The sequence below is a fragment of the Micromonospora sp. ZG13 genome (assembly GCF_059359355.1).
Window position 1 is genome coordinate 556,545 of sequence record NZ_JCADBQ010000002.1, and the last position, 12,159, is coordinate 568,703.

A 12,159-nucleotide genomic window follows, 5' to 3' on the forward strand; every position below is an offset into this window, starting at 1 on the left:
GAACGGGCCAGCCGCGGCCAGACCGGGCCAGCCGCAGAGCGGGCCGGGCGCCGGCTCGGCCAGCCGCAGAGCGGGCCGGGCCGAGGGCCACCGCAGGGTGGCGCCGGTCAGTTGCCCGTGAGGAAGCCGTTGTCGCGCAGCAGGGCGCGGTCCCGTACGGCGGCCAGTTCCTCGGCCCGCTCGGCCTGGACCCGGCGCACCTCCATCTCCTCTAGGGCGTGGCGGATGGCGAGCCGGATCACGCCGTAGAGGAAGACGAAACCGGCGACGTACAGGATGACGGTGGCGACCATGGCGAACATGGCGTCACGGTAGGCCGGACGTGAACGCGGGAGCCGTTCATCTTGCGTCGGTTCCCCCGTACGTGTCGGCGAGGTGGTCGGCCCACGTCCGGGTGCCCGTCGGGGTCGCCCCGGTGACCAGGCCGCCCGAGCGCAGGGCGCGGCCCAGCCGGCCGGGTATCCGCACCGGCAGCAGCGGGCGACGGGACCGCCGGGCGGCCGTCCACGCGCGGGCCGCCTCGTCGAAGCGGAGGACCTCCGGGCCGCCGTACTCCTCGATGCCGCGTAGCGGGCCGGCGGTGAGCCGGCGCACGAGGTGGTCCGCGACCTCGCCGGGATCGACCGGCTGGGCGAGCACGGCCGGGTCGCCGACGACCGGGCCGAGGCGGCTCGCCCCGCGCAGCATCCCGTCGAGGAACTCCGGGAACTGGGTCGCCCGCAGTACGGTCCACGGCACCGGCCCGGCCGCCACGACCTGCTCGGCGGCGAGCTTGTGCCGGTAGTAGGGAATCGGCACCCGGTCCACCCCCACGATCGAGACGTAGACCAGGTGCCGTACGCCCTCCTGCCCGGCGGCGACGACCAGCCGGCGGGTGCCGAGCACGTCGACCCGGTGGGTCTGCCGCCCCCGGTTGGGCGACGATGCCAGGTGCAGGACGGCGTCCACGCCGGACACCGCCTCGACCAGCCCTTCCCCGGTGGCCAGGTCGACCACCACCCACCGCGCCGACCGGTCGGTACGCGCCCGCCGGCTCGTCGCCCGGACCTCCCAGCCCTCGGCACGCAGCCGGGGCAGCACCACCCGCCCGAGCCGACCGCCCGCCCCGGTGACCAGCACCCGCATGGTTCCCTCCCTCTCCGGCCGCCGCACGCCCGCCGCGCGACAGTGGGCAGACGGCACCCGACCCGCGCGTGTGACCGACTGTGCGGCGCCTCACGGCGGCCCATCACCACGGCCATCGGGAGGATGGTCAGGAGCCCATCGTCCCGGGCCGGCGGCCGTCACCGGCCCGAATCGGCGCACCCGCCCACCCGCGGCGGTGGGGCGGTCAGCCGGCGCGGATCCCGGGCACGCCGGGCACCACCCGACCGGCGAGTACGACGCCCAGCACGGCCAGGCCGGAGGTCACCGCGAGCGTGCCGGCGTAGCTGGCCGGCCCCGGGGCCGCGCCGGCGGCGAGCACAGCGCCGGTGAGCGCCAGCACGGTCGCCGCGAAGAGCGAGTCGCCCAGTTGCAGCGAGGAACTGTTGCGCCCCTGCTCGCCGGGCGCGGACAGCTCCAACGTCAGCACCGACAGCGACGGGTAGAGCAATCCCATGCCGAGGCCGGCGCCGGCCCAGCCGAGCACGCCCACCCAGACCGGCACGGCCGGCGCGACGGCGAGTGTGACCACTGCCGTACCGGCCGCGATGCACGTCAGTCCCGCCCTCGGCAGGGTGGCCCGGGAGCGCGGGGCGGGCATCCGACCCTGCAACCAGGAACCGGCCGACCAGGCGAGCGCGCCGGTGGTCAGGACCAGGCCGGCGGCGGTCGGCGACAGCCCGCGCTCCCGGGAGAGCATCAGCGGGATCACCACCTCGGCGCCGACGAACGCCGCCGAGGCGAGGCCGCGCAGCCCGACCACCGTCGGCAGGCCCCGGCCGGCGCGCAGGAACCCGGCCGGCAGCAGCCGGGGCGCGCAGACCAGCAGCCCCGCCAGCGCCAGGGCCACCAACCCGACGGCGGTGGCGCCGCGCTGCTGCCCCCCGATGTGCAACAGTGCGGCGCTCACCCCCGCCCCACAGGCCCAGCCGATCCGGGCCGCCGCGCCGGACGGCAGCCCGGTCGCCGTGGTCGCGCCGACCGCCCGCAGGCCGGGGTGGATCAGCAGCACCGCCGGCACCGCCACCGCCGGCACCGCCAGGAAGACCCAGCGCCAGCCGAGGTGCTCCACGATCAGGCCGGCCAGCGCCGGCCCGACCAGGGACGGTACGACCCACGCGGCGGCGAACGCCGCGAAGATCCGACGGTGCAGCACCTCCGGGTACGCCTGCCCGACGATCACGTACAGCGCCACGGAGAGCAGCCCGGAGCCGAAGCCCTGCACGATCCGGCCGGCCACCAGGACGCCCATGCTGGTGGCGCTGCCGGCGAGCACCAGCCCCAGCACGAACCAGACGAGCCCGTGCCACATCGGGGCCCGGGGGCCCCGGGAGTCGCACCAGATGCCGGAGGCGACCATGGCGAGCACCCCGGCGGCGAACGGTCCCCCGAAGGCGATCCCGTAGAGGGCCAGCCCGTCGAGGCTGCGGGCGACGGACGGCATGGCGGTGCCCACCGCCAGCGCCTCGAATGCGAGCAGCGAGATCAGCGCCACGCTGCCCACCGTCATCGCCCGCAGCCGGGGTGCGAAGAGCCCCGCCTCCCCGACGTCCGGGGCGACGGGCGCCGCCGTGTCGGTCACCTCCGGCCCGCCGGGCGCGGCAGGCACAGCGGTCGGTGGCCAGGGCGGGCCCGCGGGTACGGCGTACCCGCCTCGGCGCGGAGCAGTTCGATCAGCATGAGGTCAGCCTGGGACCTCAATCCGGGTTGAGGTCAAGGGTGACCCGCCTCTCTCCGGCCCTCCTATCTCCGGCCCTCCGAAGCCGACGGACACCCTCGGACACGACGGCCGCACGGGAGAAACCTCCGCCGCCCGGGGGCATAACCGACTACCCACCGGGAAGCCAGGCCGCCGGAGCGCAGGCGTGGGAGGCGTGATGGCGTACGGCGGGAGCAGCGGTGGCGAGGGGCCTGACCGGCGCCTGTCCGGTCGTACGCCTCGATGATCTCCCTGGGCCGCGCGGCCGGCCGGCTCCTTCCGGCGGTCCCGGTGCCGCCGGTCGTCGGTGAGGCGTCCCGGAACGTCGGCGCCGTCGCCGCCCGGCTCGCGCGGGTCGCGGGACTGAGCCGACGCCGGGTCTGGTCCCGCCCCGGCCGGCACCACATCGAGGTGCTCGGGGTCTGCCAGGACGGCGGCGACGTCCTCGCGCGGCAGGTCGAGGCGGCGCTGGAGCGGATGCCCGGCGTCGAGTGGGCCCGGGTCAACGCCCCGTCCGGCCGGGTGGTCGTCGCCGTCGGTACGCCAGAGCCCGCCCTGCGCGACCTCATCGCGACCGTCGCCCGCACCGAACGCACCTGCCCCCACGAGCCGGACCCGGAGATCCCGCCGCCACACCCACCCGAGGAGGGACCCCGCACACCGCGCACCCTCGGCGGGCTGGCCTCCGACGCCCTGGGCCTGACCCTCTCCGCCGCCACCCGGATCCTGCCGTTCACGCCGGTGCCCGGGGAGGTGGCCGGGCTGCTCGGCGCGGTCGACCTGCATCCGAAGCTGCACGCGCTGGCGGACCGTGGGCTGCGCGCCGACCCGCGAGCCGACCTGCTGTTCCCGCTCGCCGAGGCGGTGGTGCAGGGCCTCACGGGCAGCTGGACCGGGCTCGTGCTCGACGGCGCGCACCGGGTGGTGCAGTGGGGCGAGGCGCGCGCCCAGCTCCGCGCGTGGGCACAGGCCGAACCTCGGCTGACCGGGCATCCGGAGCGGGCCGCCGCCCCCGCGCCGAAGATCGAGCGCCCCCGGCCGAAGCCGGACGGCCCCGTCGAGAAGTACGTGTCCCGGACGCTCGACGCGGGCGCCGTCGCGGCGGCCGCCGCGACGCCGGTCGTGGGTGGAAAGCGGGCCGCCGCGCTGGGCCTCTCCACGCTGCCGAAGGCGCCGGGCAGCGGCCGCGAGGGTTACGCCGCGCAGCTCGGCCTGATCCTCGCCCGGCGCGGGGTCATCGCGATGGACCGCAGCGTGCTGCGCGAACTGGACCGGATCGACACCGTCCTGCTGGACGCCGCCGTGCTCGGCTCCGACCGGGGAGCGCTGGCGGACCTGGCGCCGCTCGCGGGGGCGGACACCGGGCGGGTGGCGGCGCGCGCGTTCGCCCTCTTCGACCCCGCCGCGCCCCGGGAGCCACGGCACGCCGACGGCTGGCGGCTCGGGCCGCTGGACGCGCTGGACGTCGAGGACCCGGGCGACACCACCGACAGCCGGCGGCTGCGCGACGCGGGCGGACTGCTGCTCGGCCTGGCCGACGGCGGCACCCTCGCCGCCGTGCTGCGGGTCGAACCGGAGCCGGCGCCGGGCGTCGACGCCCTGCCGGCCGCCGCCCGCCAGGCCGGCCTGCGGCTGGTCGTGGCCGGCGACGACGAGCAGCGGTACGGCTTCGCCGACGCCCACCTGCCGGGCCGCGACCGGCTGGCCGAGTCGGTGCGTGACCTGCAACGCGACGGGGCGATGGTGATGGTGGTCTCCGCCGACCGCGCCGCGCTCGGCGCCGCCGACTGCGGACTGGGGCTCAGCGGCCCCGAGGAGCTGCCGCCCTGGGGGGCGCACCTGCTGGTCGGCGCCGACCTGCGGGTCGCGGCACTGCTCATCGAGGCGGCGGGGGTGGCCCGCCGGATGGCCCGGCAGAACATCGGCCTGGCCATGGCCGGCACCGGCCTCGGCGCGCTGAACGCGCTCACCGCCCCCCGCGCACGGCTGCCCGGACGCGCCGTCGTGGCCGTGAACGGGGCGGCCGCGCTGGCCTTCGCCCACGGCGTACTGCGGGCGCACCGGCTGCCCGACCGGACGGACGGCCCGACCCCGGCCGTCACCGCCTGGCACCTGATGCCGTCCCCGACCGTGCTCGACCACCTCGACACCGGCCCCGACGGGCTGACCACCGCCGAGGCCGAGCGCCGCCGGGGCGACCGGAGCGTAAGGCCCGACGGACCCACGGGGCTGCTGCGCGCCTTCGTCGACGAGCTGGCCAACCCGCTCACCCCCGTACTGGCCGCCGGGGCGGTGCTCTCGGCCACCTTCGGCTCGCCCGTCGACGCCGCCCTGGTCGGCGGCGTGGTCGGCGGGTCGGCGCTGCTCGGGGCGGTGCACCAGCACAGCACCGAACGGTCGCTGGCCGAGCTGCTGTCCCGCTCGGCGGTCACCGCCCGCGTACGCCGCGACGGCACGGAACGGACGCTGCCGGCCGAGGAGCTGGTGCCCGGGGACGTCGTCCTGCTCGAATCGGGCGACGCCGTACCGGCCGACTGCCGGGTGCTGGAGTCGGCCGGGCTGGAGATGGACGAGTCCTCGCTCACCGGCGAGTCGCTGCCGGTCACCAAGACCGACCAGCCGGTGGTCGCCGCCGCCGTCGCCGACCGGCGCTCGATGCTCTACGAGGGCACCAGCGTCGCCGCCGGAACCGGGACGGCGGTGGTGGTCGCGACCGGCGCGGACACCGAGGCGGGACGGAGCCTGGCGATGGCCCGGCAGGCCCCGCCGTCGAGCGGCGTGGAGGCGCGGCTGGGCCGGTTGACCCGCGCGGCGATCCCGCTGGCCGCCGGCTCGGCGGTGGCGGTGGCCGGCGCGGGGCTGCTGCGGGGCGTACCGCTGGCCCAGACCGCCGCGACCGCCGCGAACCTGGCCGTCGCGTCCGTGCCGGAGGGGCTGCCGTTCCTGGTCAGCGCCGCGCAGCTGGCTGCCGCACGGCGGCTGGCGGAGCACGGCGCGCTGGTCCGCAACCCACGCACCATCGAGGCGCTCGGGCGGGTGGACGTGCTCTGCTTCGACAAGACCGGCACCCTCACCGAGGGCCGGCTGCTGCTCGCCGGGGTCGGCGACGACGGCCGGTACGCACCCGTCGACCGGCTCGACGACGTCCTGCGGGACACCCTCGCGGCGGCGCTGCGCGCCACCCCCGGCGCCGACGAACCCCACGACCTGGCCCAGCAGACCGACCGCGCGGTCCGCTCCGGCGCCCAGGCGGCGGGCGTGACCGAGCAGACCGGCGCCGGGGGATGGGAGCCGGTCGGCGGGCTGCCGTTCGAGCCGTCCCGGGGCTACCACGCCACCGTCGGCCGGGCCGGGGACCGGCTGCTGCTCAGCGTGAAGGGGGCCCCCGAGTCGGTGCTGCCCCGGTGCTCCGGCCGGCGTACGCCCGGCGGCGAGGACGAGCCGCTCGACGACGAGGGGCGCGCCGGGCTGCACGCCATGCTCGCCGACCGGGCGGGGGCGGGGCACCGGATCCTCGCCGTGGCCGAGTGCCCGGCCTCCTCGCCCGACGTCACGGACGGGCAGGTGCGCGACCTGACCTTCGTCGGCTTCCTGGCTCTCGCCGACGGGGTACGCGAGAGCGCCGCGCCCGCCGTGCGCCGCATCCGCCAGGCCGGCGTGCACACCATCATGATCACCGGTGACCATCCGGCGACCGCCGAGGCGATCGCGGCCACCATCAGCGACCACGAGGACCAGCGGGTCGTCACCGCGACGGAACTCGACCAGCTCGACGACGAGGCCCTCGGCGCGCGGCTCGCCGCCACGGACGTGGTGGCCCGGTGCACCCCGGCGCACAAGGTCCGGATCATCCAGGCGTTGCGCGCGTGCGGGCGTACGGTCGCGATGACCGGCGACGGCGCCAACGACGCCGCAGCGATCCGGCTGGCCGACGTCGGCATCGCCCTCGGTCAGCGGGGCACCCCGGCGGCCCGGGCGGCAGCCGACCTGGTGGTCACCGACGACCGGCTGGAGACCATCATCGCCACCCTGGTCGAGGGCCGGGCGATGTGGTCCTCCGTACGCCACGCGCTCAGCATCCTGGTCGGCGGGAACCTCGGCGAGATCGCGTTCAGCGTGCTGACCGCCGCCGCCACGGGCCGCTCGGCCCTCACCGGCCGGCAACTGCTCCTGGTCAACCTGCTCACCGACCTGGCACCGGCGCTGGCGATCGCGATCCGCCCACCCGCGGCGGACCACGCCGACGGCCTGCTCCGGGAGGGCCCCGACACCTCGCTGGGCGAGCCGATGACCCGGGAGATCGGGCTGCGCGCCGCCGCCACGACGCTGGGCGCCACCGCCGGCTGGACGCTGGCCCGCTACACGGGGCGACGCCGGCGGGCGGGCACCGTCGCGCTGGTCTCGCTGGTCGGCACCCAGCTCGGGCAGACGGTGCTGGCCGGCGGCACCAGCCCGGCCGTACTGGCCTCCACCGCCGCGTCGCTCGGGGTGCTGACGGTGGTGGTCCAGACGCCCGGGGTCAGCCACTTCTTCGGCTGCACGCCCCTCGGCCCGGTCGGCTGGACCATCGCGACGGGCTCCGCGCTCGGCGCCACCTTCGCGAACGGCGCGCTCACCCGCCTCGTAGGGCGCCTGCCCGGCTCCGGGTCCGGCGCGGACGGCGAACCGGCGTGACCGCGCCCGGCGTACGCGGGCGACCAGCACGCCGTGGCCCCGGCCGGAATGGGCCCGCCGATCACGGGTAGGGCTACCGGTGGAGGTGCACATGTCGACGACGCAGCCCGAGGTCACGTTCATCGGCACCGCCACCACGGTGCTGCGGATCGGCGGGTTCACCCTGCTCACCGACCCGAACTTCCTGCACCGGGGCCAGCGCGCGTACCTGGGCAAGGGGCTCTGGTCGCGCCGGCGCACCGACCCGGCGCTGCGGATCGCCCAGCTGCCGTCGCTGGACGCGGTCGTCCTCTCCCACCTGCACGGCGACCACTTCGACCGCGTGGCCCGCCGGGAACTCGACCGGGAGCTGCCGATCGTCACCACCCCCGCCGCCGAGCGCAAGCTGCGCCGTTGGGGCTTCCGGGCCGCCGAAGGGCTGCCCACCTGGAACTCCCGGGAGCTGCGCCGCGACGGCGAGACGCTACGCCTGACCTCGATGCCGGGCAGGCACGGGCCCGGCGCGCTGGACCTGCTGCTGCCCGACGTGATGGGCACGATGATCGACCTGGAGCGCGACGGCAGCCGCCGGTTCCGCCTCTACGTCACCGGCGACACGCTCAACCGGCCGATGCTGGCCGAGATCCCCGAGCGGTACCCGGACATCGACGCCATGCTGATCCACCTCGGCGGCACCCGGATCGCCGGGCTCCTGCTCACCATGGACGCGCGCCAGGGCACCGACCTGGTCGAGCTGGTCCGGCCGAAGCTCACCGTGCCGATCCACTACGACGACTATCCGGTGTTCCGCTCGCCGCTGGGTCACTTCGTGGCGGAGGTACGGCGGCGCGGCCTGGCCGGGAGCGTCCGCACCATCGCCCGCGGCGAGACCGTCCCGCTGACCCCGCCCGACTGAGCCGCCGACCCGCCGGGTCGACGGACCCGCGTACGCCGATCGCCGCCTCCCGGCCCGGGGCCGGAGGGCGGCGATCGGTCGTGACGCGCGGTCAGACGCGCTCGGAGATGGCCTCGATGAGGTCACCCACCGGGCGCTCGGGCAGGGAGCGGGCCACGTCGGCGACGGCCACGATGCCGACGAGCTCGTGCCCGTCGATCACCGGCAGCCGGCGTACCTTGTGCTCGCTCATGGTCCGCAGGATCTCCGCCGCGTCGTCGTCGGCGCCGATCGTCACCGCCTCGCCCTGGGCGAGCTCACCGGCGGTGACGCGACCCGGGTCGCGGCCCTCGGCGAGGACCTTCACCACGATGTCGCGGTCGGTCAACATGCCTTTGAGCCGGTTGTCGTCCCCGCAGATCGGCAGCGAGCCGACACCCAACTGGGCCATCTGCTTCGCGGCCGTCCTGAGGTCGTCCTGCTCACGGATGCAGGTCACGTCGTTCGTCATGATCTCGCGTGCGGTCGGCATTGGCTGACACCTCACTTCCAGGGGGTCGTTGCCGTTTCTCCTACCCCCGGCCTCCCCGCCCATGCACACGGAAGGAACCGCCGGCACCGACAGCCGACGTTGGACGCCGTCGCAGCCCGCGGGAGCCGCCGCCGCCTGACGCCGGGTGCCCGCCTCACGCCGCCGGGTGCCAGGTGGCGGCGGCGCGGCGCAGCCGATCGTTGACCGCGCGGCCGACGCCCACCTCGGGGACCGGCTCGACCAGGATCTCGCCGACCCCGGCGCCGTCCAGCTCGTGCAGCGCGTCGAACAGCCGCGCGGCGGCCTCGGTCAGGTCACCGGCGCCCGAGAGCACCTCCACCGCCGCCCAGTCGCCCGCCGGCCGGTCCCGGAAGGCCAGGAAGCCGCGCCGGACCCCGTCGGCCGCCGGCGGCTCGCCGCCCGACGCCAGCCGCAGCGGCGTACGCGGGGCGTAGTGCGCCGCCAGCGCGCCGGGCGCGACGGGCTGCCCCGAGCTGCCCGGGCGTACGGTCACCGGGCCCACGGCCTCCTCCAGCGCCTCCACGGGCAACGCGCCGAGGCGCAGCACCACCGGCCGCCCGTCCCGGGCGTCCACGATCGTCGACTCGATGCCGCACCGCGTCGGCCCCCCGTCGAGCACCACGTCGACGGCGGCGCCCAGCCCTCGCACCACATGCTCCGCCCGCGTCGGGCTGAGCTGGCCGAACCGGTTCGCGCTCGGCGCCGCCACCGGCACCCCGGCCTCGGCGATCAGCGCCCGCGCGTACGCGTTGTCGGGCACGCGGACCGCCATCGTCGGCAGCCCGGACGTGACGATCGGCGGGATCGCCGCCGGCCGGTCCACGATCAACGTGAGCGGCCCGGGCCAGAAGCGCTCGGCCAACGCCGCGACCGCCGCCGGCACGGCCCCCACCAGCTTCTCCAGCTCGGCGGCGTCGGCGAGGTGGGTGATCAGCGGGTCGAAACTGGGGCGCGCCTTCGCCTCGAAGATCCGGGCGGCGGCACGGGCGTCCAGCGCGTTCGCGCCCAGCCCGTAGACGGTCTCGGTGGGGAAGGCCACCAGCCCGCCGGTACGCAGGACGGAGGCCGCTTCGGCGATGCCGCTGTCGGCCGGGAGCACGCGTGGGGATCCGGTGGTCACGCCTCCGACGCTAACCTGCCGGGGCGGGCGGCTCGTGGGCGGCCGTGCGGGTCCGTACGCGTCGGCGGTGCCCCGCGTCGGGCGTGACCGGACCAGGAAGGATCGTGCCGTGTCCAACGACCGTCTGCTGCGCATCCACAGCGCCGAGTTCCAGGCCATGGCCGAGCGGGTCCTGCGGGTCACCGAACTCACGTCCCGCCTGAACGTCCTGCCCTTCGAGGACGAGGCGGGCAAGGCCGCGCTCTTCGAACGGATCCTCGGCAGGCCGCTGCCGAGGAGAGTCACGATCTATCCACCCTTCTACACCGACCACGGCCTCCGCCTGGACCTCGCGGAGCGCGTCTTCATCAACCAGAACTGCACGTTCCTGGACTACGCGGGCATCCGGCTCGGTGCGGGAGTGATGGTCGGACCGAAGGCCACCTTCATCACCGTCGGCCACCCGGTCGATCCGGCGCAGCGGCGGGGCTGGCTCAGCGGCGCCCCCATCGACGTGGCCGAGAACGTGTGGATCGGCGCCGGTGCCACGATCCTCCCCGGCGTCAGCATCGGCCGCGACGCCGTGGTCGCCGCCGGCTCGGTCGTGGCCGAGGACGTACCGCCGGCCAGCCTGGTGACGGGCCGCAAGGCGACGGTGCATCGACAGTGGTGACACCCGTCCCGGTACGCGAGGATGGCGCCATGCTTCGTACCCCTCGGGCTCTCCTGCTGGACTTCGGCGGCGTCCTGGCCGACGCGCCACCCCAACCGCCGGCCCCGCCGGGGCTCGTGCGGCGCCTCGCCGATCTCGTCGACGGCGCGGTGCCCGACGAGCAGATCGCCCGGGACCTGGGCGAGGGCGCGCGGGCATACACCCTGTGGCGCGACGACGTCGGCAGGGCCGGTGATCCCGTCGAGCTGCCGCACACCCAGGTGTGGGCCGACTTCGTGACCCGGTCCTGGCCGCGGGAGGCCCGCGACGCCGTCGAGCGGGAGGCGACCCCACTGGCGTACGCCTGGACCTGGCGGGAGGCGTGGGCGGTGCGTCCCGGCATTGGCGAGGCCCTGCGCCACGCCGCCGACGCCGGCCTGCCGATGGCGGTCGTCAGCAACACGCTCTGCGGCGCCGCCCACCGGGACTTCCTCGCCGCCGCGGGGCTCTCCGGGCTGTTCAGGGCCGAGTTCTACAGCGACGAGGCCGGCCCCCGGAAGCCGAACCCGGAACTGGCGCTGCTGGCGTCCCGCGCCGTCGCGGTGCCGATCGGCGACTGCTGGTTCGTCGGCGACAGCGTGCACCGCGACATCGTGTGCGCCCGTCGCGCCGGTACGGGCGCCGCGATCCTCATGCGCTCGCCCCGCACCGACCGGGAGCCGGCGCTTGCGGGCGTCGAACCGGACGCGCGGATCGAGGACGGCCACGGACTCCTCGCACTGCTGCGTGAGTACGCCGGCGCCTGACCGTCTGTTCCTGTGATTCGGTGGCTTCGAATCATCGGCGGCGACGGAGACTCGAAGCCCGGATCTGTCGTTCTCGGTGCCGTGCTTCGACGGCACCGGGTCCGACGGAACGTAACGGTGGCGTCATCCACGGCACTGGGGACGGCACGATGGCCAACCCTTACGGAAACCAGTTCTCGATCTTCTCCGACAATCAGATCGATGCCAACGGCAACAGCCCGCTGCAACTGGTGAACGCGTTCCGGGCGGACGGCGTCGACACCGGCGTCACGATCACGACGCTGCAGGCCGCCGACATCAACGCCGATGGCACCCCGGACCTCTGGGCCGTGCTACCGACCTACCGGGCGTACCTGATCTCCGGCCTGTCCAGCGGCGGCACCGCGACGGTCACCGCCACCCGCGCCCGACCGCTGGCCTGATCTCTGAGGACCCATCGCCGGGCCAAAAAGATCCCCACCTGCGGAAACGCAGGTGGGGATCTTTCGTACGCACGTTTGGCGCTTCTCGACGTTCTACACGGGTTTTCGGGCTCAGTTGTGCCGGATCTGTGCCCGTTGATCCTGCACAGTCCCCGCCAGGTAGCCCTGTTCTGCTGCCATCCCGCCCGCCGCCTGCCTCGCACTTCAAGCGGAAGCCAGGCGTTGCGGGCGGGTTGG

General features: G+C 75.8%; 10 protein-coding genes. 5 read left to right on the forward strand and 5 right to left on the reverse strand.

Translation table 11 applies throughout. The features are described 5' to 3' along the window. Positions 1–107: 107 nt before the first annotated feature. The 3 genes from AC5L34_RS06490 to AC5L34_RS06500 form a co-directional block, all read right to left on the reverse strand. Entirely contained in the window at positions 108–302 is a 195-nt protein-coding gene (locus AC5L34_RS06490; RefSeq protein WP_089002770.1) for a hypothetical protein, read from the reverse strand. 37 nt (positions 303–339) lie between these two features. Continuing rightward, positions 340–1,125, reverse strand: a complete 786-nt coding sequence (locus AC5L34_RS06495; protein ID WP_441173886.1) for an SDR family oxidoreductase — start codon at positions 1,123–1,125, stop codon at positions 340–342. A gap of 205 nt (positions 1,126–1,330) precedes the next feature. Beyond that, positions 1,331–2,725: an MFS transporter gene (locus AC5L34_RS06500; protein WP_441173887.1), complete on the reverse strand. Its 1,395-nt coding sequence runs from the start codon at positions 2,723–2,725 to the stop codon at positions 1,331–1,333. 360 nt (positions 2,726–3,085) lie between these two features. Here AC5L34_RS06500 and AC5L34_RS06505 point away from each other — a divergent pair, with 360 nt between their 5' ends. After that, positions 3,086–7,516: a cation-translocating P-type ATPase gene (locus AC5L34_RS06505; RefSeq protein ID WP_441173888.1), complete on the forward strand. Its 4,431-nt coding sequence runs from the start codon at positions 3,086–3,088 to the stop codon at positions 7,514–7,516. Positions 7,517–7,607: 91 nt separating this feature from the next. Next, entirely contained in the window at positions 7,608–8,411 is an 804-nt protein-coding gene (locus tag AC5L34_RS06510) for an MBL fold metallo-hydrolase (protein WP_441173889.1), read from the forward strand. Between the two features lie 91 nt (positions 8,412–8,502). Here AC5L34_RS06510 and AC5L34_RS06515 read toward each other — a convergent pair whose 3' ends face one another. Beyond that, positions 8,503–8,922, reverse strand: a complete 420-nt coding sequence (locus AC5L34_RS06515; protein WP_441173890.1) for a CBS domain-containing protein — start codon at positions 8,920–8,922, stop codon at positions 8,503–8,505. Positions 8,923–9,076: 154 nt separating this feature from the next. Next, positions 9,077–10,063 (reverse strand): L-threonylcarbamoyladenylate synthase, encoded by a 987-nt coding sequence (locus tag AC5L34_RS06520; protein WP_494824076.1) that lies wholly within the window; start codon positions 10,061–10,063, stop codon positions 9,077–9,079. A 109-nt stretch (positions 10,064–10,172) separates the two neighbouring features. Between AC5L34_RS06520 and AC5L34_RS06525 the strand changes: the two genes are divergently transcribed. From AC5L34_RS06525 to AC5L34_RS06535, 3 genes are all read left to right on the forward strand, one after another. Beyond that, complete coding sequence (locus tag AC5L34_RS06525; RefSeq protein WP_101413467.1) at positions 10,173–10,715, forward strand: DapH/DapD/GlmU-related protein; 543 nt, start codon at positions 10,173–10,175, stop codon at positions 10,713–10,715. Between the two features lie 29 nt (positions 10,716–10,744). Beyond that, positions 10,745–11,500 (forward strand): HAD family hydrolase, encoded by a 756-nt coding sequence (locus AC5L34_RS06530; RefSeq protein WP_441173892.1) that lies wholly within the window; start codon positions 10,745–10,747, stop codon positions 11,498–11,500. Between the two features lie 149 nt (positions 11,501–11,649). Continuing rightward, on the forward strand, positions 11,650–11,922 hold the full coding sequence (locus tag AC5L34_RS06535) for a hypothetical protein (RefSeq protein ID WP_441173893.1): 273 nt from the start codon (positions 11,650–11,652) through the stop codon (positions 11,920–11,922). The last annotated feature ends 237 nt before the right edge of the window (positions 11,923–12,159 follow it).